Origin of the sequence: Pseudomonas sp. RC3H12 (assembly GCF_018596375.1) — a bacterium.
Classification (GTDB): domain Bacteria; phylum Pseudomonadota; class Gammaproteobacteria; order Pseudomonadales; family Pseudomonadaceae; genus Aquipseudomonas.
In genome coordinates, this window is the sequence record NZ_CP075595.1 from 2,873,778 (window position 1) to 2,896,555 (window position 22,778).

A 22,778-nucleotide genomic window follows, 5' to 3' on the forward strand; every position below is an offset into this window, starting at 1 on the left:
AGGCAGCCTGCGCTATCGCGGGGCAAGCCCGCTCCCACGACCCCTGTCTTTGCGCAACATCTAAATGTCGCTGCCAGCGCTAGGCGCATCCCCCCCACAGGTCTACAATCGCCCTCCTCGCTTTTTCATCGCCGTCCACTCTGATGCCGACCTGTACGCTACACCCCCTGCCCTACCAGCCCGACCCCGCCTTCTACTTCGAACGCCTGCGCCGCGCGCCCGGCGCGATCCTGCTCGACAGCGCCCGTCCGGGGGCCGAACGCGGTCGCTACGATCTGCTCAGCGCCTGGCCCCTGCAACAGCTGCAGGCACGCAGCGATGAAGACGGCCAGGCTTACCTGCAACGCCTGCGCCAGGGACTGGCGGACCTTGGGGAAGCGCAACTGCCCGAGGGCATCGAGCTGCCCTTCGCCGGCGGCCTGATCGGCTACCTGAGCTACGACTTTGGCCGGCGCCTGGAGCAATTGCCGACATACGCGGTCGACGACCTCGGCCTGTCCGACGCCCGGCTGGGGCTGTATGCCTGGGCACTGGTGTCCGACCATCGGCTGTGCAGCAGCCAGCTGGTGTTCCACCCGCGCCTGCCCGAGGACGAACGGCAACGGCTCATCGCGTTGTTCGAGGCCAGCACCCCGGGCGATAGCGGTGACTTCCACCTGCTAGCGCCCATGACCGGCGACCTTCGCCCCGAGCAGTACCGGGCGGCGTTCGACCAGGTGCAGCGCTACATCCAGGCCGGTGACTGCTACCAGATCAACCTCACCCAGCGCTTCCGCGCCCCCTGCCAGGGCGACCCATGGCGCGCCTACCAAGCCCTGCGCGCCGCCTGCCCGACGCCTTTCTCCGGCTACCAGCAGCTGGATGAAGGCACGGTGCTGCTGAGCTTCTCGCCCGAGCGTTTCATCCGTGTCAGCCAGGGCGAGGTCGAGACCCGCCCGATCAAGGGCACCCGCCCACGCGCCGCCGATCCGGCCGAGGACGCCCGCAATGCCGCCGAGCTGTTGGCCAGCCCCAAGGACCGCTCGGAAAACCTGATGATCGTCGACCTGCTGCGCAACGATATCGGCCGTACCTGCCAGACCGGCTCGGTGAAGGTACCGGAGCTGTTCAGCCTGGAGAGCTACCCCAACGTCCATCACCTGGTCAGCAGCGTGGTCGGCCAGCTGGCCGCCGGCAAGGACGCCCTGGACCTGATCGCCGGCAGCTTCCCCGGCGGCTCGATCACCGGCGCCCCGAAGATCCGCGCCATGCAGATCATCGACGAGCTGGAGCCGACGCGCCGGGCGCTGTACTGCGGCTCTCTGCTGTACCTCGACGTGCGCGGCGAGATGGACAGCTCGATCGCCATCCGCAGCCTGCTGGTCAAGGACGGCCAGGTCAGTTGCTGGGGCGGCGGCGCGGTGGTAGCCGATTCGGATTGGCAGGCCGAATACGAAGAGTCGATCGCCAAGGTGCGCGTGCTGATGGAAACGCTGCAAGCCTTGTAAAACTCCGCGGGAGCGAACCTGCCCCGCGTTCGCCAGGCGTCTGCCCCGCCATTTTTTGTTACCATCTGAACACTACGAGCGCACAGCGCCACTCACCCGATGGAAACCGCCTGATGAGCCAACCCTTCGACGTCGCCGCCCTGGCCGCGACCTACGCCAGCAAGTCCCCGCAGGAGATCCTCAAGCTCGCCTTCGAACACTTCGGCGACGACCTGTGGATCTCCTTCAGTGGCGCCGAGGATGTGGTGCTGGTGGACATGGCCTGGAAACTGAACAAGCAGGTCAAGGTGTTCAGCCTCGATACCGGTCGTCTGCACCCGGAAACCTACCGTTTCATCGACCAGGTGCGCGAGCAGTACAACCTGCCGATCGAAATACTCAGCCCGGACCGCGCCAAGCTCGACCCGTTCGTCAAGGAAAAGGGCCTGTTCAGCTTCTACAAGGACGGCCACGGCGAGTGCTGCGGCATCCGCAAGATCGAACCGCTGCGCCGCAAGCTGGCCACCGTCAGCGCCTGGGCCACCGGCCAGCGTCGCGACCAGAGCCCCGGCACCCGCAGCCAGGTAGCGGCTCTGGAGATCGACAGCGCCTTCTCAACTCCCGAACGCCCCCTGTACAAGTTCAACCCATTGGCGCAGATGACCAGCGAGGAAGTCTGGGGCTACATCCGCATGCTCGAACTACCCTACAACAGCCTGCACGAGCGTGGCTTCATCAGCATTGGTTGCGAGCCGTGCACCCGGCCGGTGCTGCCGAACCAGCATGAGCGCGAGGGACGTTGGTGGTGGGAGGAGTCGACCCAGAAGGAATGCGGGTTGCACGCGGGCAACCTGATCAGCAAGGCATAAACGACTGGGGCCGCAAAGCGGCCCCAGTTATTTCAGGTCAGTGCACCGGCAGCTCGACACCCTCGAACAGCTCTTCGAGTTCCTGCTTGTTATGGCACTGGATCGCCTTGGCCATCACCTCACGGGTCAGGTGCGGCGCGAACTTCTCGATGAAGTCGCACATGAAGCCACGCAGGAAGGTGCCGCGACGGAAGCCGATCTTGGTGATGCTGGCCTCGAACAACTCGCTGGCATCCAGGCACACCAAGTCGCTGTCTAGCTTCGGGTCCACCGCCATCTTGGCGACGATACCCACGCCCAGGCCCAGCCGTACATAAGTCTTGATCACGTCGGCGTCGGCCGCGGTGAACACCACCTTCGGCGTCAGGCCACGGTGGTTGAACGCCTCGTCGAGCTTGGAACGGCCAGTGAAGCCGAATACATAGGTGACGATCGGGTACTCGGCCACCGCCTCCAGGGTCAGCTTCGGCAGCTTGGTCAGCGGGTGTCCCTGAGGCACTACCACGCAACGGTTCCACTTGTAGCACGGCATCATGATCAGGTCGCCGAACAGCTCCAGCGCCTCGGTGGCGATGGCGAAATCGACGGTGCCGTCAGCTGCCATCTCGGCGATCTGCATGGGCGAGCCCTGGTGCATGTGCAGGGCGACTTCCGGGTATTGCTTGATGAAATTGCTGATCACCGGCGGCAGCGCATAGCGCGCCTGGGTGTGGGTGGTGGCGATCGACAGGGTGCCCTTTTTCTCGTTGGAGAATTCCTGGGCGATCTGCTTGATGCTCTCGACCTTGCGCAGGATCTCACCGGCAGTATTGATGATGCGCTCGCCCGCCGGGGTTACGCGGGTCAGGTGCTTGCCACTGCGGGCGAAGACTTCGACGCCCAGCTCGTCCTCGAGCAGGCGGATCTGCTTGCTGATCCCGGGCTGGGAGGTGTACAGGCTCTGCGCCGTCGCGGAAACGTTGAGGTCATGGTGCGCCACTTCCCAGATGTAGCGCAGTTGCTGAAGCTTCATAGATATCCCTCAAAGGCGGTAGGTCACCGGCGCGCCGGCAGCGACGAGTTATAACTATATTAGTGGCTAGAGAAATAAATCTAGAACTATTTTGTTACGTTCGCAGGAAAAACCCTACCACCAGACTCACACTTTCCTACGCCCAAGATGCTGGGCCAACGGCACCATGTACACCGGCACTGGCGACAATTGCAGCAGCCGCACCGCCGTGCGACCGATCGGCACGTCCACCCCGGCCCCCGCGCTGTGGCTGCCGAAGATCAGCAGGTCGACCGCCAGGCGCTGGGCCTGCTCGAGGATCACCTGCGCCGGGTCGCCTTGACGCACCCGTACCGCACGGATCAGCGCCAGATCGGCGACCTCGCCCAGTTCCTCGCGAAAGTTTTCCAGCACCCGCTGCTCGATATTGGCCATGACCGTCGTCACGCCTTCACTGTGCAATGCATCGAGGGTCTGCTCATCGAGGTAGCTCTGCAGCAAGGATTCGGCGAACTGGCCCATCGGCTCCACGGCATGGATCACATACAGCTCCGCGTTGAAGGTCCGCGCCAGGGCCAAGGCGTGCTGCATGACGAAGGGCGCGTAAACACCGAGGTCTGTAGCGAACAGCATGGAACGGATCATTCGACCTCCTCGACTGCCGCTTCGGCAGAGCAAGCTTGAGCTTAGCAGCGCCATGGGCCGTCGCCTGGCCGTCCGGCGCACAGCCGCTGCGGCTTTCAGGCCTGCCGGTTACGCCGGTCAAGAAACGCCAGTGCCTGGTACAACGCCTCCATGCGCGACAACTCGCACCCCGCCGCGCGTGCGCGGGCCAAGGGCTCGGCGTAGATCGCCTGCAGCTCCAGCGGCCGCTGCAAGGCATGGTCGTGGTACATGCTTGGCCAATAGTCCGGCATTTTCTCGGTAACCCGGAACAGGTGTTCGGCATAGCCTTGCGGCAACTCAAGGCCACAGGCCCTGGCGCCGGCCACCACTTCCGCCATCAGAGCCTGGATCAGCGCACGGCTGTCGGCATCGCCCATCAGGGGTGTGGTGCTGGCCTGCAGCAGCACCGAAAGGCCGTTGTAGGGCACATTCCACACCAACTTCTGCCAACGCGCCTGGTCGAGGTCGGCCATGGCCTGGGAGTCGATGCCCGCGGCCCGGAACAGCGCCGCGCCCTCCTCCACCACGACCGCTGCATCATCTTGTGCGGGCCCACTGTGATAGCCCAGGTTCACCGCGCCCAACGACTGGTGACGAATCACACCGGGGCGCTCGCGGTTGACACAGATGAAGCACAGCCCGCCCAGCAGGTGCATGTCCGGGCGCAAGGCCGGGCGCAGTTGCTCCTCGACCCCAAGGCCATTCTGCAGCAATACCACCCTGGCCTGCGGCGCTGCGGCTTGCACGATCAAGGGCGCCAGCTCGGCATTGCTGGTGGCCTTGGCCCCCACCAGCAGCCAGTCGCAAAGCGGCATGTCGGCGGCAGAGGCGTAGGCCTGCACGGGCATGCGCACCTGGCCATGCACAGCGCTGTCGAGCTGCAGCCCCTGTTCATGCACGGCCTGGTATTCACTGCGCAACAGAAAGTGCACGTCGAAGCCGGCGCGGGCGAGCATCAGGCCATAGAAGCCACCGATTGCGCCGCTGCCAATGATGCCGATACGGGGATTGCCAACCTGAGGGTCGAGGGACGCCATGCCGTGCTCCTGATCAAGAGTCATTGTTATGGGTCAGCACTATACGCAGGTGTTGCTGCCACGGTGAAACCGTCCCGCCAGGCCGCAAGCTCGCGCCCAAATGCCGCTTGGCGGGCAAAAACCCCGTATCGACGGGGCCCAGCCCATTGTCGCGCCCCCGCTAACGCGCTAAGGTTCGGCCTCCCCGCTGCGAACAATCTGCTGCTGGGCCGCACGGGGATTGCTGGCGGCCGGCACCCGTGACCTGACGAGTAACACGATGGCTGATTTACCGATCGATGACCTTAACGTTGCCTCCAACGAGACCTTGATCACCCCTGATCAGCTCAAGAAGGAAATCCCCCTCAGCGCCAAGGCCCTGCAGACCGTGACTGCCGGCCGTGAAGTGGTGCGCAATATCCTCGACGGCAAGGACCATCGCCTGTTCGTGGTGGTCGGCCCGTGCTCGATCCACGACATCAAGGCCGCCCACGAGTACGCCGAGCGCCTGAAGGTATTGGCCGAGGAAGTTTCCGACACCCTGTACCTGGTCATGCGCGTGTACTTCGAGAAGCCACGCACCACCGTCGGCTGGAAAGGCCTGATCAACGACCCGTACCTCGATGACTCGTTCAAGATCCAGGACGGCCTGCACATCGGCCGCCAGTTGCTGCTGGACCTGGCCGAGAAGGGCCTGCCCACCGCCACTGAAGCGCTCGACCCGATCTCCCCGCAGTACCTGCAGGACCTGATCAGCTGGTCGGCCATCGGCGCCCGCACCACCGAATCCCAGACCCACCGCGAGATGGCCTCCGGCCTGTCCTCGGCGGTCGGCTTCAAGAACGGTACCGATGGCGGCCTGACCGTGGCGATCAACGCCCTGCAGTCGGTGTCCAAGCCGCACCGCTTCCTGGGTATCAACCAGGAAGGTGGGGTGTCCATCGTCACCACCAAGGGCAACGCCTACGGCCACGTGGTGCTGCGCGGCGGCAACGGCAAGCCCAACTATGACTCGGTGAGTGTCGCCCTGTGCGAACAGGACCTGGCCAAGGCGAAGATCAAGCCGAACATCATGGTCGACTGCAGCCACGCCAACTCCAACAAGGATCCGGCCCTGCAGCCACTGGTCATGGAGAACGTGGCCAACCAGATCCTCGAAGGCAACCAGTCGATCATCGGCCTGATGGTCGAGAGTCACCTGAACTGGGGCTGCCAGGCCATTCCGAAGAACCTCGACGAGCTGCAGTATGGCGTATCGGTCACCGACGCCTGCATCGACTGGGCCGCCACCGAGAAGACCCTGCGCAGCATGCACGCCAAGCTCAAGGATGTGCTGCCCAAGCGTCAGCGCGGCTGAGAAATCGCGCAAACGAAAACGCCGGGCAATGCCCGGCGTTTTCATGTGTGCGCGCTGCCAGGTCAGGCCTTGCTCGAATGACGCTGCTGGCGCTCCATGTAGCGCTCGACATAAGAGCACGACGGGATGACCGTATAGCCCATCTGCTCGGCGTACTCCAGGGCCTTTTCGGTCAGCGCGGCGGCAATCCCACGCCCGCGCAGGGCGTTGGGAACGAAGGTGCGATAGATGTCCAGCGTCTGCTTGCCCAGGTCCATGTACGTCAGGTACGCCCGGTGACCGTCCACGGTGGTCTCGAACTGATGACCGGCCTGGTCATGGTGGATGGTCAGCGTTTCGCTCATCACTACTCCTCGCAGGTCTTGTCGGCAGACCCTTACCTTACCGATGTGGTTTATCCGGCGGAGGAACCTCCACGCCACCTGTGCCCCTTGGACAGCAGCACGGTTTGGATCGTTCTGCGCCGATGGCACCCTCAAATAGTAGGCGGCGCCAGCAAGAATGCTCAAGCTGCCCTGAATGAAAATGCTGACAGCAACGTCTGCACCGCCTGGCAACAGCAACCGGATGTTGTAGGGCTATGACGCTGAAGGACAGTTAAAGTCACCCTTAGTTCAACAAAAAAGTTCCTGTACTACAATCGCTTGCGAACGCTGCCCGGGGTTTTCACAGTTCGTTTACAAACCCCGTCGCCGGAGGCCTTGGCAGCATTTTTTTTGCAGTTCTTGCGCTCAGTCAGTTTACTTACTACAAGTAATGGGTACTATGTACGCCGGCCAGTTTCTCTTTTCCGAGAGATGGCTATTTAATAGAAAGTCCTTGAAGGGGAACACGATGAACAACGTTCTGAAATTCTCTGCTCTGGCTCTGGCCGCAGTTCTGGCTACCGGTTGCAGCAGCGTATCCAAAGAAACCGAAGCTCGCCTGACTGCTACCGAAGACGCAGCAGCTCGCGCCCAGGCTCGTGCAGACGAAGCCTACCGCAAAGCTGACGACGCTCTGGCAGCCGCTCAGAAGGCTCAGCAGACCGCTGACGAAGCCAACGAGCGCGCTCTGCGTATGCTGGACAAAGCCAGCCGCAAGTAATAATCCTCACGGATTGTTATGGAGCCGACCCACTTGTGGGTCGGCTTTTTTATTGCCTCGAAGAAAGCCTGTTGCTGCAAGGCCAAACAACAGGGGCCGCTTTGCGCCCCATCGCTAGGGCAAGCCCACTCCTACAGCGCAACGCACGCATACCTGTAGGAGCGGGCTTTTCCCGCGATGGGCCGCAAGGCGGCCACTAGGATTGTACGAAAAGTGCACTGCTAGTTAGTTACCCGTGGGCAATCGCTTACTGCAATTCCGGTGGAATGCTCGACACCATCGGCGCGCTTGCACCATTGGTGGGCACGGCGATCTCGACCGGCATGCCATCTTCGGCAGCGACCACATCGCGAACCATGTCCCAGTTCATGCGCAAGTTGTTGGCCAGGTCTTCACGCTTGAGCAGCGCGTTGATGACGGCGGTGTGCTTGTCGACCACCGACGGATTGCCGTGATCGTCCAGCGGCGTGTGGGCTTCCAGATAGACTTTGCCAGCACTGATACCGAACTTGTACGGCTCGTTGATAATGCGTACCGGCGTGCCCACCGGGACCATCTTCGACAGCGTCAGCACATTGTTGTTGAGCATGCGGAAGCAGCCGTGGCTGGTGCGCATGCCGATACCGAACTTCTTGTTCGAGCCATGGATCAGGTAGCCCGGCACCCCAAGGGTGAACTTGAACGGCCCCAGCGGGTTGTCCGGCCCGGCCGGCACCACGGTCGGCAGGATGTCGCCATCGGCGGCGTGCTCGGCACGGATCGAGGCCGGCGGGGTCCAGGTCGGATTAGGCGTCTTGGCGGTGATCTTGGTGTTCGCGATCGGCGACCCCCAACCCTCGCGACCAATACCCAGCGGGAAGGTATGCACCACGTTCTGCCCTTTCGGGTAGTAGTAGAGGCGGTACTCGGCCAGGTTGATGACAATGCCTTCGCGCGGCCCTGGCGGCAGGATGTAGCGGGTCGGCAGGATGATCTCGGTACCGGCGCCCGGCAGCCATGGGTCGACGCCGGGGTTGGCGGCGATCATCTCCAGGTAGCCCAGGTCGTTGGCGGTGCCGATATCGGCGAAAGTGTCTTCGTACTTGGCCTGGATGGTGTGGACCTGGCCGACGACGTCCTCACCGGGGGGTGGCAACGGCAGTTCCAGCGCAACAGCGGGGCCTGTCGCCAGCAAGGCGGCCAGGGTCAGGCTACGGGTGACGGCGGGAAAGCGCGGCAACATCCGGGAAATCCTTCGAAAGGTCAGTCAAGGGAATCGATTGTACACCCGCGCCGAAACAAGCGGGAGGCGCAAGCCTTTCAGATGATGAAAGGCGCTCAGAGTTCCGGCCACACCGGGCGCATGCCACGCCGCTGGGCATCGAGGATTGCCTTGCACAACTCACACAGGCGCTCGTCACGGTAGATGGCCCGCTCGACACTCGACCAGCGCGGCTGCGCGGGCAGCAGGCCACCGCACAAGGTGCGGTCGACAGGCACGCCGAGCTCGAGCTGGCGGGCGGCGAGGTGGATGCGCACTTCCTGGCAGGCAAACAGGTCGAGCTGCTCGTCGGGCTCGATCAGTTGGTAGGCGTACAGGGACCAGGCAGGGCGCGGCATCGGGGGCACTCGAAACGGGGGGCGCAACATTAGCCGAAAGCGGCCCCCGATAAAAGCATCACAGCAAGGGTTTTATCGCCGGCCAGGCATTTTCCAGCAAGCGCTGCTGGGCGGCGGCTGCAGGGTGGATGCCATCGGCCTGCATCAGCTCCGGCACCCCGCCCACGCCTTCGAGGAAAAACGGCACCAGCGGCACCTTTTTCTCCTTGGCCAGTTGCTCGTAGACCTGGGCGAACGCCGTGGTGTAGCGCACACCGTAGTTGGGGGGCAGGCGCATGCCCAGCAGCACGACCTTGGCCCCCGCATCGCGGGACTGGTCGATCATTGCCGCAAGATTCTGTTGCAATTGCTGCGGTGGCTGCCCGCGCAGGCCATCGTTGCCACCTAACTCCAGCACCACCAGGTCCGGCTTGTGCGCTGCAAGCAGCGCCGACAGCCGCGCCTGGCCGCCCGCGCTGGTGTCGCCGCTGATGGAGGCATTGACCACCTGGTCGTCAAAACCCTCCTTGCGCAGTTGCTGTTGCAGCAGGTTGACCCAACCCTGACGGGTATCCAGGCCAAAACCGGCGCTGATACTATCGCCCACGACCAGCAATGTTCCCGCCGCCGCGCCCTGGGCCAGGCAACACAGGGCCAGACCGGCACTCAACCACCACATTCGCATCGGATTCTCCATGAGCCCCAGCATTCTCGTTGCGCAGAACCTTAGCAAAGTGGTCCCCAGCGCGGAAGGCGACCTGACCATCCTCCACGCCCTCTCCCTCGACCTCGCCCAAGGCGACAGCCTGGCCATCGTCGGTGCCTCCGGTTCCGGCAAGTCCACGCTGTTGGGCCTGCTCGCCGGGCTCGACCGGCCGAGTGCCGGCAAGGTGATACTGGCCGGACACGACCTCGGCCCCCTCGACGAGGACCAGCGCGCCCGGGTGCGCGCCGAGCACGTCGGCTTCGTGTTCCAGTCGTTCCAACTGCTCGACAGCCTCAACGCCCTGGAGAACGTCATGCTGCCGCTGGAGCTCGACGGTCGCCGCGATGCCCGCGAGCACGCTCGCGATCTGCTCGAGCGGGTCGGCCTGGGCAAACGCCTGAGCCACACGCCGCGCCAGCTCTCCGGCGGCGAGCAGCAGCGGGTGGCGATCGCCCGCGCCTTCGCCGCGCAACCGGCCGTGCTGTTCGCCGACGAGCCCACCGGCAACCTCGACAGCCACACCGGCGAGCGCATCAGCGACCTCTTGTTCGAACTGAACCAGGAGCGCGGCACGACACTGGTGCTGGTAACCCACGACGAACGCCTGGCCAAGCGCTGCCGCCGCCTGATCCGCCTGGATGCCGGACGCCTGGTGACGCCCCTGGAGCCCTGATGACCCGCCTATCGTTCCCACGCCTGTGCACCCTTGCTCTGCGCCAGTTGCTGCGTGACGCGCGCGCCAGCGAAGTCCGCGTGCTGTTCTTCGCCCTGCTGGTTGCGGTGGCGGCCAGCACCGCCATCGGCTACTTCGGCGCTCGCCTGAACGGCGCCATGCAGTTGCGCGCCAGCGAGTTCCTCGGCGCCGACCTGGTCCTGCAGGGCAGTGCCCCACCCGCCGCGCAGCAGATCGCCAGCGGCACCGCGCTGGGCCTGCGTCATGCGCGGGTGGTGGAGTTCACCAGCGTGGTTGGCGGCGACAGCGGCATCCAGCTTTCCAGCATCAAGGCGGCCGACTCCGCCTACCCGCTGCGCGGCCAATTGCGCAGCGCCCCGGCGCCCTATACCGCAGAGACGCCCGGTGGCGGCCCGGCGCCGGGAGAGGCCTGGGTCGAACCGCGCCTGCTCGCGGCGCTCGGCCTGGCCATCGGCGACAGCATCGACGTCGGCATGAAGACCCTGCGCATGAGCCGCGTGCTGACCTACGAGCCCGACCGCGCCGGCAACTTCTACAGCCTGACCCCTCGGGTGCTGATGAACCTCGCCGACCTGGACGCCACTGGCGTCATCCAGCCGGGCAGCCGGGTCAGCTACCGCGACCTGTGGCGCGGTGATATCGACGCCTTGCAAACATACCGGCAGGCGGCGGAAAAAAGCCTGGCCGCCAACCAGCGCCTGCTCGACACCCGCGATGGTAACCGGCAGATCGGGGGCGCACTGGGCAAGGCCGAGCGTTACCTGAACATGGCGAGCCTGGTGGCGGTGCTGCTGGCCGGCGTCGCCGTGGCCTTGTCGGCCAGCCGCTACGCCGCGCGGCGCCTGGATGCCAGTGCTCTGCTGCGCTGCCTGGGCCTGTCCCGGCACCAGGCCCTTGGCCTTTACAGCCTGCAACTGGCAATGCTCGGTGTCGCCGCTGCAGTCATCGGCGCACTGCTCGGCTGGATCGCCCAGCTGGGGTTGTTCCGCCTGCTCGAAGGCCTGCTGCCCAGCCAGGTGCCGCCCGGTGGACTCACCCCGGCGCTGGCCGGCATCGGCACCGGATTGGTAGCCCTGGCCGGCTTCGCCTTGCCGCCCCTGGCAGCCCTGGGTCGCGTGCCGCCGCTACGGGTCCTGCGCCGCGACCTATTGCCACTGCCACCGAGCAGCTGGTTGGTGTACGGCGCCGCACTGCTCGCCCTGGGCCTGATCATGTGGCGCCTGAGCCTGGACTTGCTGCTGACCTTCGCCCTGCTCGGCGGCGGGCTGATCGCCGCCTTGCTGCTGGGGGGGTTACTGTTGCTCGGCCTGCGCAGCCTGCGCCGGCTGCTGGCCGGCGCGCCGCTGGCCTGGCGGTTGGGGCTCGGGCAGTTGCTGCGTCACCCGCTGGCCGCCGCCGGCCAGGCCCTGGCCTTCGGCCTGATCCTCCTAGCAATGGGCCTGGTCGCCCTGCTGCGGGCGGAACTGCTCGACACCTGGCAGGCGCAGTTGCCCAAGGACGCGCCCAATCATTTCGCCCTGAACATCCTGCCCGACGAGCGCCAGCCGTTCGCCGAGCGCCTGGCCCAGATCAACGCCACCGCCGCGCCGCTGTACCCGGTGATTCCCGGCCGCCTGACCCATATCAACGAGCAGCCGGTGCGCCAGCTGGTCAGCAAGGAATCCACTGGCGAGCGCGCCATCCAGCGCGACCTCAGCCTGACCTGGGCCGCCGAGCTGCCCCAGGGCAATGCCCTGAGCGCCGGCCAATGGTGGCAGCAGGCACCCGCCAACGATGAAGCCCCCGGGGTTTCCGTGGAGGCGGAGCTGGCGCAGAGCCTGCACCTGCAACTGGGCGACCTGCTGACCTTCGACATCGGCGGCCAGCAACGCCAGGCCCGGGTCAGCAGCCTGCGCAGCGTGCATTGGGACAGCTTCCAGCCAAACTTCTACATGATCTTCCAGCCGGGCACCTTGCAAGGCCTGCCCACCACCTACCTCACCAGCTTCTACCTGGCGCCGGGCCACGACCAGGAAATCGTCGCGCTGTCCCGGGCGTTCCCGGCAGTGACCGTGCTGCAGGTCGATGCGCTGCTCGCCCAGCTGCGCAGCATCCTCGCCCAAGTCACCCTGGCGGTGGAGTACGTGCTGTTGTTCGTGCTGGCTGCGGGGCTGGCGGTACTGTTTGCCGGCCTGCAGGCGACCCTCGACGAACGCATCCGCCAAGGTGCCCTGCTGCGGGCCCTGGGAGCGGCACGCCCGCTGCTGGTAAAGGCACGACGCATCGAGTTCGGCCTGCTCGGCGCCGCCAGCGGCCTGCTCGCGGCACTCGGCTGCGAGCTGATCACCTTCGGCCTATACCGCCATGCCTTCGACCTGGCCTGGGCGCCGCACCCAGCGCTGCTCCTGCTGCCGCTGCTGGGCGCGCTGCTGATCGGCGCCGCCGGTGGCTATGGCACCCGGCGGGCACTGAACAGCAGCCCGCTGACCGTGCTGCGCGAGGGTTGAGCCCTGCGCAGGCCAGAGTTCAGGGCTGGCTGGCCTGTAGGCGGCCGCGCAGGCGCAGCCGGCCCACCACCCCCGCCATGAGTACTATCGGGGCAGCGACGGCGATCGCCAGATGGTTCAGGTACAGCGGCGGGATGCAACTGAGGAACAGTGAGTACAGGGCGCCGGCCATCATCTGCAGAAAGAAGAACTGCCCCGACGACATGCCGACGTCCTGGCTGACGCAACGCAACAACCCTGCCTGCGTGATCGGAATGACCATACCGGTACAGACCAGCAGCGCGATCATCGGCAGCAGGAACAACAGTGTACCCGGGCCCACCAACAGCAGCCCCAGGGACAGGCTTATGCAACCTCCCAAGCCGATCATCGCGGCGAGCGCCAGCAGCGCGTCCAGGTCGTGGGTCTGGCTCAGGCGCCGCGCGATGGTGCTGCCCGCCACATAGCCACAGGCACAGGCGCCGATCAGCGCGCCATACTCCAGCTCACTGAAACCCAGCACCTGCTGGAAGGCATGGGACGACGACGACAGCAGGGCGAAGTAGCTCATCCACACCAGGCTGATGCAGGCCGCATTGCGCCGATAGCCAGGGTTGCCCATATTGCGCCGGTACACGCGCCAGATGGCGCCAACCGATCCGATCGGCTGCCCGCCGCCTGCCGTGGGCCGGGTAAAGCCGACGAACACCAGCAACACCAGCAGGTTGAATGCACCGGCACACAGCAGCACCCCGCGCCACCCCAGCCCAGGCAGCACAGCACCGGCCAGCAATGGCACCACGCATGGCGTGACGGCAGTGGCCGAGGCCAGGGTGCTCAGAACCGGCAGACGCTGCGCTTCGGGATATACCTCCCTGACGACCAGGCGTGTGGTCACGGTACTGACGCAGCCGCCCAGTGATTGCAGCAAACGGCCGAGGATGAACAGCGTGAAGCCCTCGGCGCTGGCCGCCAGCAAGGCGCCGACCAGCGCCAGCGCCAGACCGCCCAACTGCACGGCCCTGGGGCCGAACCGATCGGAAAGCAGCCCAGCCATGATCACCGATACGGCGTAACCGACCATGTACACCACAAGCGTGTTCTGCACGCTCGCCACCCCCACATGGAGGTCCTGGGCCAACCGCGCCGATGCCGGCACCATCACGCCCAGCCCCACCTGCGGCACCACGACGGCGCTCAACAGCGCCAGGGTCAACCAGGGACTCGCGCTCGGCGTACTCATGCCCGCATCACCTGTTCGTAGTGCGGGGCCAGCAACATGGGCAACCACTGCAGAACCGTCATGACTCGTTGACTCCTTGCAAAGAATGAATACCGGTTCCGTCTACGCCTGGGCGCACAATGGAATCGGGTGCGCTTCTTTGCGCACCGCAACAAGTTGTTACGTGGATTGAGCTTAGGGATTGCGCTGGCTACCATGAAGGTCCATTAAGCCTTCCTGCATGTGGACCACTTATGGCCAGAGGCAAACAACCGCTTGCCCTTGACCTTGCCCTGCCGTTCGAGCTGTGCGCCAAACCTTCGGCCCGCAAGCACCAACTGCTCTATGCCTTCCTGCAAGATCTGCTCGCCTGTGGCCATCTGACGCCCGGCACACGCCTGCCCTCCACCCGTACCCTCGCCCAGCGGTGGGGAGTGGCGCGGGGCACCGTCGAGCTGGTTTTCGAACAACTCGCCCTGGAAGGTTGCATCCTGCGCCGACAAGGCGCGGGCTCAGTGGTCGCACCGCTGCGTCCCGACGCGCTGATCGCGGCCAACGAACAGCCCCTGGCCACGCTCGCTTGCCCCCGTGAGCCCGCGCCCTGCGTCAGCCCTGCCGCCCTGCCAGAAGCCCGGTTGCAGACGGGCGTGCCCTTCGTCGCCCGGCTGGCAGACCCGACGCTGCTTGAACAGCGTCATCTGCAACTGGCCGCCGATGCCCTTGCGACAATCACCGAGAGCGTTCCGCACGCAGGTGACATGTTGCTGCGCAAGGCTATAGCGGCGCACATCCGTCTCTATCGGGGCATCGAGTGCGACGTCGAGGCTATCGTCGTGACCCAGGGCATTCGCCACACCCTGCACTTCATCAGCCAGTGGCTGGAACAGGACGACGCCATCGCCCTGGAGGATCCGGGCTACTCCTGGGCCGCACGCATGTTCGAACAGACCGGCAGACGGGTGATCTGCGTCGCCGTGGACCAGGCAGGCCTGGACGTCGAACAACTGGCCACGCACGACCACGTCCGCGCGGTGCACACCACCCCCGCGCACCAAGCTCCACTGGGCATCTGCATGAGCGTCCAACGAAGGCAGGCGCTGCTGGACTGGGCACAGACCCGCGATGCCTACATCGTCGAGGATGACTACGACAGCGAATACAACTATGCCTGCGCGCCACTGCCGGCGATCAAGGCGCTCGACCAGCATGACCGGGTGCTGTTCTGCGGCAGCTTCAACAAGACCTTGTTCAGCGGGCTGAGGCTAGGATTCGCGGTCGTACCGCGAACCTTGCGCGCACGGTTCATCGACTGGCTGGCGGCAACGGGGCAGACGCCGGGGATCATCGCCCAGCGGACGGTGCGCCAGTATCTGCTGCGCGGTCACTATGAACGGCACCTGCGCATCGCAAGGCAGACCTACCAACGCCGCCGGGACCTGCTGCTCAAGCGCCTCGCGGCAGAGCCAGGCATGACCGTCAGCGGCGAGCAATCCGGCCTGCACTTCGTCCTCTGGTTACCCGACGGCGTCAGTGAGCAGGCGTTCTGCGAGCGGGCCCGGCAACGCGGGCTGGTGTTGCAGCCGATCGGCCTGTTCTGCCGCCGGCACACCTGGCCCGCCGGCGTGCTGATCGGTTATGCAGCGCTCACCGATGAGCAGATCGCAGCAGCCTCACAGGTGCTGGTAGAGGTCTATCGGGAATCGCTGCCCGGGTAGCTGATACGGTTGACGTACCAGGTCGCCTCACCCGTGGGGGTATGCACCACCACCTCGTCGCCCTCCTCCTTCTTGAGCAACGCCCGGGCCATGGGCGAGTCGATAGAGATATAGTCGTTGCGCCCGTGGATCTCGTCATAGCCGACGATGCGAAAGCGCAACTGCTCGCCGTCATCGTTCTCGATGTCCACCCAGGCGCCGAAGAACACCTTGCCCTCCTGCTGGGGCGAGTACTCGACCACCTTGACGTCTTCCAGGCGCTTGCGCAGGTAACGCACGCGGCGGTCGATCTCGCGCAGCAGCTTTTTGTTGTACTGGTAGTCGGCGTTCTCACTGCGGTCGCCCAGCGAGGCGGCCCAGGTGACCTTCTGGGTGATCTCCGGGCGATAGACCCGCCACAGATGATCGAGCTCCTTTTTCAGGGCCGCGTGACCTTCGGTGGTAATGATGTTGGTGCTCAACGACTGTCTCCTCAGCGCATCCACAGCAGGCGCAAGGCGCCCACCGAGAGACCGAGCTTAACGAAAAACGCCTGGCCGCGACACGCCGCTCAACGGCGGGTGATCAGCCCCTGGCGGGCGATGCGGGTGAGCTGGCCGATGACTTCTTCGGCATCCTGCGCCGCGGGGGCCTGGATCACGGCCAGGTCGAAGCGGTCGTTGCCGTACTGACCGAGCTGGTCACAGCTGTCGGAGAACTGGATGAGGAAGGCACAGGCCTGGCCCTTGCGCCGGGAGAAGCCATCGAGATTGCGCAAAAGCGTGGGTTGATGCTGGCCGCCGAGCAGGATGCGCGGGGTACGGGAGGCCGGGTTCTTGGCCAAGGGAGTCAAACAGACACTGGTACGTGGGCAACTCATGGAGTCTCTCTCCGCCTCGCTGATCCCGCTGGGCAGCGGTGGGAGGCGTCACCGAACCAGCGCTTTAGCGGTATTTCGGAAGACCCGTCGTGGGCCCTTCCTGCGCCCCGCAAGTAGCTGTTTAAATCGGCGCAATCGGTATGCTAGAGGGACACGCCGCAAGTTACAAGCTGCAAGTCGATCACTTTGACCACTTGCAGCTTGAGGCTTGAAGCTTGCAGCTTTGTTTCAGCGTGCGATCAGACGGTCCAGCGACAGGCGGCCAGCGCCCTCGATCAGCACCGCCACGGTGCCGGCAAGCAGCGCCAGGGCGAACTCATAACCGTTGTTGGACATGAACAGCCCGTTGCCGATATGCACCGAGAAGATCGCCACCACCAGGGTCACGCTCAGCGCCAGCGCCGCCGGGCGGGCCAAAAGGCCGACCACCAGCGCCAGGCCGCCAAAGAACTCGGCGCTACCGGACAGCAGGGCCATGAGGTAGCCCGGAGCCAGGCCGATACTTTCCATCCACTGGCCGGTGCCTTCCAGGCCGTAGCCACCGAACAGGCCGAAGAGTTTCTGCGCGCCGTGGGCCATGAAGATGACACCGACCAGGATGCGCACGACGCTCAGGCCATAGCCGGCGCGGGTGGTGAAAAGGGCTTTCAGGGAGTTGTTCATGAGGTGCTTCCTTGTTTGAGCAGGTGTGTGTTGGATGGGCGCCATCATAATCAACTCATCGAATAAGAAAATCGCAATAATCGCGCAAATCATATCGAATAATTAGATTTAATTAGCGCTTGGCCACCCGCTCCAGGGAGGCACGCTCGCGGTTGAACGCAAGGTAGTACTTGTTGACGCTGTTGACGAAGTTCACCGGCCCCATGCCCACCTGCTCCATGGCGATGCGCTCGGTCTGGAAGAACCACTGGTTGCCATTGAGCCCTCGTCGCCGGGCTTCGGCGCGCATGGCCTGGACCCGCTCCGGCCCGAGGTTGTAGGCGGCCAGGATGAACGCCATGCGCTCGCGCTCGTTGAGCTGCGGGCTGGCGAAGAACTTGCGGCGGATCAGCGCCAGGTAGCGGGCACTGGCCTGGACGTTGCCATCTACCGTGGCGGTGTTGCTCACGCCTACCCGCTGGGCCGCCGAAGGCGTGATCTGCATCAGCCCGTGGGCACCGCCAGTGCCCCGCGCCTTGGGATCGAGGGTGGACTCCTTGAACGCCAGGGCGGCCAGGTTGAGCCAGTCGAACTGCTGGTCGCCGCCATGCTTCTGCAGCACGGGGCGCAACGCGGCCAGGCGCTGGCGGTCCTGGCGGGCCAATGGATTATGCACCCGGTACTGGCGCCGGTAGATACGCTCGAACGCCGCGTCCTGGTTGTCGGGCGCGCGGTAGGTGGCCAGGAAGCGGTCCACCGCCGTGCGCAACATCGGCGCATCCTTGCGCAGATACCAGCGCATGGCCTGGGGCGGTGCCAGTTGCAGCTTGCTGTCGACCCGCAGGCGCGGCATCACCCGCGCCCAGCGCTGGGCGATGGGACGCTCCACCACGGTCAGCGGGTAGATGCCCGCTTGGACCATCTCCAGCACATCCTCCACCGCCAGCGTCGGGTCGACCCACTCCACCTTGATCGGTGCCCGCTTGCGCAGCGCCAACTGCTGGTTGATCGCCTCGATCGCAGGCCCCGCGGCACTGGCGGTGGTCAGGGCGATGGTGCGCCCGGACAGCTGTTCGGCACGGTTGTAGCCGCGCTCGCCCTTGCGCCCGACCAGTTGCAGGGGAACCTGGTCGAGCACCGGTGCGCTGGCCTCGACGCCGCGCACCACGCCAGGGTCGAGCAGTTCACCGGGCGCGGCAAGATCGCCCTCGCCGCGCTGCAGCGCACCGAGTAACTGCTCCTTGGCGCGGGGGATGATCTTCAGGGTGATTTCCTGGCCGTCGGCGCCCCGGGCATTGAGGGCGTGCTCCAGGGCACGCAGGCGGTAGTACTCGATCCCGACCGGTTCACCCTTTACCTCGCCGGAGCTGTTGCGGCTCTGGTTGACCAACACCCGCAGCACCTTGCTCGAGCGGATCTGCGCCAGGTCACGGGCTTGGCTGGCAGGCACATGCTGCTGCGGCCCCGCTTCGCCGGCAGCGACCGGCCCGGCGGCCAACAACCCGTACAGCAACAGGCTGGTGAAAAAGGTTCGCACCATGGCGGTAAGGGTCCGAGGGCGGTTGGCAGGCACCATGCGCTGTGATCGATCCGTGATAAATGACCGCAACAGACCACGGCAAACGTTTGAAGTTCTTGGTTTTTTCGCGATATCGCGGTTTTTGCTATGCTGGCCGCCCCGCGGCAAGAGGTAGCACCATGCAACTGATCGATATCGGCGTCAACCTGACCAACAGCAGTTTCCGCGACCAGCAGGCCGCTATCGTCGAACGTGCCATGGAAGCCGGCGTGGCACAGATGGTCCTTACCGGCACCAGTCTGGATGTCAGCGCCGAAGCGCTGGAGCTCTGCCAACGCCTGGACGAGTCCGGACAGCGTCTGTTCAGTACTGCCGGCGTGCATCCCCACGATGCCAGCCACTGGAGCGCTAACAGCGAACGTCAGCTGCGCGAACTGCTCGCCCAACCGCGGGTCGTGGCCGTGGGCGAATGCGGCCTGGACTTCAACCGCGACTTCTCCCCACGCCCCGCCCAGGAAAAGGCCCTGGAGGCGCAGCTGGCGCTGGCGGTCGAGTTGCGCCTGCCGGTGTTCCTTCACGAGCGCGAGGCCAGCGAACGCCTGCTGGCGATCCTCAGGAACTACCGCGACCACCTGAGCGCGGCAGTGGTGCACTGCTTCACCGGTGAACGCCAGGCGCTGTTCGCCTACCTCGACATGGACCTGCACATCGGCATCACCGGCTGGATCTGCGACGAGCGCCGTGGCACCCACCTGCACCCGCTGGTCGGCAACATCCCCGCAGGCCGCCTGATGCTGGAAAGCGACGCGCCCTACCTGCTACCACGAAGCCTCAGGCCCAAGCCGAAGAACGGCCGCAACGAGCCCGCGTTCCTCCCCGAAGTGCTCCGCGAGGTGGCGCTGCACCGCGGCGAAACGATGGAACACACCGCCGCCCACACCAGCGCCTGCGCCCGCGCGTTCTTCGGCCTGCCTGAGGTTTCTTGACGCATATCAACGAGGTCCCTGGCCTTGGCGGGCACAATGATGGCACCTTGCCAATAATGTTTCCGCCAACTCAGAGAAGACCTACCATGGGTGCCTGGCTTAGCAACGTTTCCCTCAAATACAAGTTCTGGGCCGTCAACGCAGTGGCCTTCGTCACCACGCTGATGCTGGTGCTCTACGCGGTGCACCTGGAGCAACAAGCCCGCGCCAGCGGCGCCCAGGCGCAAGCGCAGGCCCAGGCCGAACTGCTGGCAGCCTGGCCCGCCGGACAGCCACTGCCCACGCAGGCCAACCTGATCACCTGGCGCAACGGCCAGACACCGCAATTTGCCGGCGAACCGCTCGAGGCCCTGCGCGATGCCCAGGGCTGGGTAGAGCTGCCCAGTGCCTGGATCCTCGGCGACAACCCGCTGCGCGGCGCCCAGGTGCTGCGCCGGGACGAGCAGCACATCGCCGTGCTTGCCCAGTCCCCCAGTCTGCGCCAGGTCTATTTCGACCGCTTCAGCAACTATGCCGTGTGCGTGCTGATCCTGATGCTGGCGATGCTGTGCGCCTCGCAGTTGCTGATCCGCTTCCTGCTCAGCCAGCTCAACACCCTCAAGGACGTGATGCTGCACGTGGAAAAAACCGGCGACCTCTCGGCGCGGGTACCGCTGGCCTGCGGCGACGAGGTCGGGCAGATGGCGGGTGCCTTCAACGCCATGCAGACCACTTACCACCGCGTGGTCAGCACCGTGGCGCGCACCGCCGCGCAGCTCGACTCGGGCGCCGCGCGCCTGGCCGGCAGCATGGACGAGGTGCGCCACGGCATGATCGGCCAGCAGAGCGAGACCGACCAGGCGGCGACCGCGATCAACGAGATGACCGCCACGGTGCACCATATCGCCCAGCACGCCGGCGCCACCCGCGACCTGTCGCAGACCGCCGACACTCTGGCCGGCAGCGGCCAGGCCGTGGTCAGCCGCGTGCAGGACTCGATTGCCGGGCTGTCCAGCGGTGTGCAGCAGACTGCCGAAATGATCCGCCAGCTGGCTGACGACAGCCAGAAGATCAATGGCGTGGTGGGGGTCATCCACAGCATCGCCGAACAGACCAACCTGCTTGCCCTCAACGCCGCCATCGAGGCCGCCCGGGCCGGCGACCTGGGCCGGGGCTTCGCCGTGGTCGCCGACGAAGTGCGTAACCTGGCCAAGCGTGTACAGACCTCCACCGACGAGATCACCAGCATGGTCGCCGACCTGCAGGCCGGCACCCGCGACGCGGTGGATTTCATGCAGGAAAGCTCGTACAAGGCCGACGATTGCGTCAAGCAGGCACGCGAAGCCGGCGAGGCCCTGGCCGAGATCACCAGCGCGGTGGCACAGATGCGCGAAAGCAACACCCAGATCGCCGTGGCCGCCGAGCAGCAGAGCCAAGTAGCCGAGGAAATGAACCGCGCCGTCGTCAGCATCCGCGACGTGACCGAAGAGACCGTGCAGCAGACCGTGGGCTCGGCCACCACCAGCAGCGAACTGGCGACCCTCGCCGGCGAACTGAACAAGGCCATCGGCCAGCTCAAGCTTTGACCCGCACTGGCTATGGTCACCATAGCCAGCGTCGATTGGCCCCCCTGCGGGGGCCGCACTAAGCTTTGGACAGCCCCCTGAGGATTCGTCCATGAGCAAACGACTGCCCAACCTGCCCGCCTGGCAATGGCGCGGCTACCACCACAATCACCGCCACCCCACCAACCTGGTGCTGCATCTGATCGCCGTGCCGCTGTTCATCCTGGGCGCGCTGCTGGTGTTGTCGGGGCTGTTCGCGCTGGACCTGTCGCAGATCGCCGTGGGCGTCATTGCGTTGGTCGCCGGGTTGAGCCTGCAACGCCATGGGCACCGCCTGGAAGCCGAGCAGCCCGAGCCTTTCGCCAATCGCCAGGATGCCCTGCAGCGCCTGCTCACCGAGCAATTCATCACCTTCCCGCGCTTCGTGCTTAGCGGCGCCTGGTGGCGGGCCTGGCGCGAGCGGCACAAGCATCGCCACTGACCGAAAACATCGCGGGGCAAGCCCGCTCCCACAAGCGCCATTGAGCGCCGTGGGAGCGGGCTTGCCCCGCGATTGACTTGATGAAGATGGCTCAGGCGAACACGGTCACCGTCTGCCGACTCAACGCCAGCAACTCCCCTTCCGCCGTCCACAACGCAGCGGCCGCATGCCCATAGCCATCACGGGCATACTCAGTCTCAACCACATAGCGGCACCAGTCGAGGGTCGACAGCTGCGGCGTGGGTTGCACAAACTCGATCGTCCAGGTCAGCGTGCTGCCGGCCGCGGGCTGCCTGAGATATGGCAGCAGGCTGGGCGGCCAGGCATCGACCAGCGCCAGCAGGTGCGCCACCCCTACCGGCTCCTCGGCGACATCACGCAGGCGTACCCAACCGCCCATATGCCGTGAGTCATTGCCACTGAACGGCAGGCCGCCCACCGCCCAGCGAAACGCCACGTGCTGCATGAATTCCGGTGTAATGCCCTTGATGAAGGGCAGCTCCGGTGCCGCCTCCTGCAGCGGCTTCATCGGCATCGCGGCTGGCGCGTCGACCGCCACCACGGAAGGACGACCGGCACCGAAGCTGCCCTGCACCAGGGTCACCACCTGGCCATCCTGCACGGCGCGTCCCAGCAAGGTGCTGACAGCCTTGCCCTCGCGCAGCACCTCCACCTCCAGGCTGATCGGCACATCCGGCGCCGCCGGGCCGACGAAGGTGATGGCCAGCGAACGCACCGGGCGGTTGTCGCCGAGCTTCTGGCGCATCGCTTCGTGCACCATCGCCGCCATCAGGCCGCCGAACACCGCGCGGCCCTGGGCCCAGCCAGCCGGTACGCTGACCGCCTCGGGGTGAGCGCGCGCGGCTGTCAGCAATTCTGTGAAGTTCATGTGCCAGGGCTCCTGCGCGAAAAGAAC

The 22,778-nt window shown here is 65.3% G+C and carries 23 protein-coding genes; 10 read left to right on the top strand and 13 right to left on the bottom strand.

Annotated features, from left to right (window positions below; all coding sequences use genetic code 11):
* Window positions 1-143 precede the first annotated feature (143 nt).
* Window positions 144-1,487 (top strand): aminodeoxychorismate synthase component I, encoded by a 1,344-nt coding sequence (pabB, locus tag KHO27_RS13085; protein ID WP_214501945.1) that lies wholly within the window; start codon window positions 144-146, stop codon window positions 1,485-1,487.
* A gap of 113 nt (window positions 1,488-1,600) precedes the next feature.
* Window positions 1,601-2,335, top strand: a complete 735-nt coding sequence (locus KHO27_RS13090) for a phosphoadenylyl-sulfate reductase (protein ID WP_110700924.1) — start codon at window positions 1,601-1,603, stop codon at window positions 2,333-2,335.
* Window positions 2,336-2,372: 37 nt separating this feature from the next.
* Here the strand turns inward: KHO27_RS13090 and cysB are convergent, their stop codons facing one another.
* The 3 genes from cysB to KHO27_RS13105 form a co-directional block, all read right to left on the bottom strand.
* Entirely contained in the window at window positions 2,373-3,347 is a 975-nt protein-coding gene (gene cysB, locus KHO27_RS13095; protein ID WP_011533140.1) for an HTH-type transcriptional regulator CysB, read from the bottom strand.
* A gap of 126 nt (window positions 3,348-3,473) precedes the next feature.
* On the bottom strand, window positions 3,474-3,971 hold the full coding sequence (locus KHO27_RS13100; protein WP_046854907.1) for a universal stress protein: 498 nt from the start codon (window positions 3,969-3,971) through the stop codon (window positions 3,474-3,476).
* A 95-nt stretch (window positions 3,972-4,066) separates the two neighbouring features.
* Window positions 4,067-5,029: a putative 2-dehydropantoate 2-reductase gene (locus KHO27_RS13105; RefSeq protein WP_214501946.1), complete on the bottom strand. Its 963-nt coding sequence runs from the start codon at window positions 5,027-5,029 to the stop codon at window positions 4,067-4,069.
* Window positions 5,030-5,288: 259 nt separating this feature from the next.
* On the opposite strand from KHO27_RS13105, the gene KHO27_RS13110 reads away from it, so the two are divergent.
* Window positions 5,289-6,365, top strand: a complete 1,077-nt coding sequence (locus tag KHO27_RS13110; RefSeq protein ID WP_011533136.1) for a 3-deoxy-7-phosphoheptulonate synthase — start codon at window positions 5,289-5,291, stop codon at window positions 6,363-6,365.
* A gap of 62 nt (window positions 6,366-6,427) precedes the next feature.
* Here KHO27_RS13110 and KHO27_RS13115 read toward each other — a convergent pair whose 3' ends face one another.
* Window positions 6,428-6,709, bottom strand: a complete 282-nt coding sequence (locus KHO27_RS13115; RefSeq protein ID WP_031315036.1) for a GNAT family N-acetyltransferase — start codon at window positions 6,707-6,709, stop codon at window positions 6,428-6,430.
* Between the two features lie 490 nt (window positions 6,710-7,199).
* On the opposite strand from KHO27_RS13115, the gene oprI reads away from it, so the two are divergent.
* Window positions 7,200-7,451: an outer membrane lipoprotei OprI gene (gene oprI, locus KHO27_RS13120; protein ID WP_003259780.1), complete on the top strand. Its 252-nt coding sequence runs from the start codon at window positions 7,200-7,202 to the stop codon at window positions 7,449-7,451.
* A gap of 247 nt (window positions 7,452-7,698) precedes the next feature.
* On the opposite strand, the gene KHO27_RS13125 is transcribed toward oprI, so the two are convergent.
* From KHO27_RS13125 to KHO27_RS13135, 3 genes are all read right to left on the bottom strand, one after another.
* Window positions 7,699-8,673 carry a L,D-transpeptidase family protein gene (locus KHO27_RS13125; protein ID WP_046854905.1) on the bottom strand — a complete coding sequence of 325 codons (975 nt, stop codon included), beginning with the start codon at window positions 8,671-8,673 and terminating at the stop codon, window positions 7,699-7,701.
* A 95-nt stretch (window positions 8,674-8,768) separates the two neighbouring features.
* Entirely contained in the window at window positions 8,769-9,050 is a 282-nt protein-coding gene (locus KHO27_RS13130; RefSeq protein ID WP_102683256.1) for a hypothetical protein, read from the bottom strand.
* Between the two features lie 58 nt (window positions 9,051-9,108).
* The gene (locus tag KHO27_RS13135; protein WP_178082047.1) at window positions 9,109-9,714 is read right to left on the bottom strand and encodes an arylesterase; all 606 of its coding nucleotides are present in this window, start codon (window positions 9,712-9,714) and stop codon (window positions 9,109-9,111) included.
* 10 nt (window positions 9,715-9,724) lie between these two features.
* On the opposite strand from KHO27_RS13135, the gene KHO27_RS13140 reads away from it, so the two are divergent.
* Window positions 9,725-10,408, top strand: a complete 684-nt coding sequence (locus tag KHO27_RS13140) for an ABC transporter ATP-binding protein (RefSeq protein WP_110700931.1) — start codon at window positions 9,725-9,727, stop codon at window positions 10,406-10,408.
* Window positions 10,408-12,915, top strand: a complete 2,508-nt coding sequence (locus KHO27_RS13145; protein WP_214500343.1) for an ABC transporter permease — start codon at window positions 10,408-10,410, stop codon at window positions 12,913-12,915. Before KHO27_RS13140 ends, KHO27_RS13145 begins: the two co-directional genes overlap by 1 nt.
* A 19-nt stretch (window positions 12,916-12,934) precedes the next feature.
* Here KHO27_RS13145 and KHO27_RS13150 read toward each other — a convergent pair whose 3' ends face one another.
* A complete protein-coding gene (locus tag KHO27_RS13150) occupies window positions 12,935-14,137 on the bottom strand; it encodes an MFS transporter (protein WP_110700935.1) in 1,203 nt (400 codons plus the stop codon).
* A 233-nt stretch (window positions 14,138-14,370) separates the two neighbouring features.
* Here KHO27_RS13150 and pdxR point away from each other — a divergent pair, with 233 nt between their 5' ends.
* Entirely contained in the window at window positions 14,371-15,831 is a 1,461-nt protein-coding gene (pdxR, locus tag KHO27_RS13155; RefSeq protein WP_214500344.1) for a MocR-like pyridoxine biosynthesis transcription factor PdxR, read from the top strand.
* Here pdxR and greB read toward each other — a convergent pair.
* The 4 genes from greB to KHO27_RS13175 form a co-directional block, all read right to left on the bottom strand.
* Window positions 15,807-16,292 (bottom strand): transcription elongation factor GreB, encoded by a 486-nt coding sequence (gene greB / locus KHO27_RS13160; RefSeq protein WP_110700939.1) that lies wholly within the window; start codon window positions 16,290-16,292, stop codon window positions 15,807-15,809. The genes pdxR and greB overlap by 25 nt on opposite strands.
* Window positions 16,293-16,381: 89 nt before the next feature.
* A complete protein-coding gene (locus KHO27_RS13165; protein ID WP_111533025.1) occupies window positions 16,382-16,690 on the bottom strand; it encodes a hypothetical protein in 309 nt (102 codons plus the stop codon).
* A gap of 228 nt (window positions 16,691-16,918) precedes the next feature.
* Window positions 16,919-17,353: a DoxX family protein gene (locus tag KHO27_RS13170; protein WP_110700943.1), complete on the bottom strand. Its 435-nt coding sequence runs from the start codon at window positions 17,351-17,353 to the stop codon at window positions 16,919-16,921.
* 112 nt (window positions 17,354-17,465) lie between these two features.
* Window positions 17,466-18,872 (bottom strand): MltF family protein, encoded by a 1,407-nt coding sequence (locus KHO27_RS13175; RefSeq protein WP_111533050.1) that lies wholly within the window; start codon window positions 18,870-18,872, stop codon window positions 17,466-17,468.
* Between the two features lie 158 nt (window positions 18,873-19,030).
* On the opposite strand from KHO27_RS13175, the gene KHO27_RS13180 reads away from it, so the two are divergent.
* The 3 genes from KHO27_RS13180 to KHO27_RS13190 all read left to right on the top strand — a co-directional run bounded on the left by KHO27_RS13180 (window position 19,031) and on the right by KHO27_RS13190 (window position 21,862).
* Complete coding sequence (locus KHO27_RS13180; RefSeq protein WP_214500345.1) at window positions 19,031-19,837, top strand: TatD family hydrolase; 807 nt, start codon at window positions 19,031-19,033, stop codon at window positions 19,835-19,837.
* An 86-nt stretch (window positions 19,838-19,923) separates the two neighbouring features.
* Window positions 19,924-21,402 (top strand): methyl-accepting chemotaxis protein, encoded by a 1,479-nt coding sequence (locus KHO27_RS13185; RefSeq protein ID WP_110700947.1) that lies wholly within the window; start codon window positions 19,924-19,926, stop codon window positions 21,400-21,402.
* 91 nt (window positions 21,403-21,493) lie between these two features.
* On the top strand, window positions 21,494-21,862 hold the full coding sequence (locus tag KHO27_RS13190) for an Mpo1-like protein (RefSeq protein WP_214500346.1): 369 nt from the start codon (window positions 21,494-21,496) through the stop codon (window positions 21,860-21,862).
* Between the two features lie 91 nt (window positions 21,863-21,953).
* On the opposite strand, the gene KHO27_RS13195 is transcribed toward KHO27_RS13190, so the two are convergent.
* Complete coding sequence (locus KHO27_RS13195; protein WP_110700951.1) at window positions 21,954-22,751, bottom strand: acyl-CoA thioesterase; 798 nt, start codon at window positions 22,749-22,751, stop codon at window positions 21,954-21,956.
* Between the last annotated feature and the right edge of the window lie 27 nt (window positions 22,752-22,778).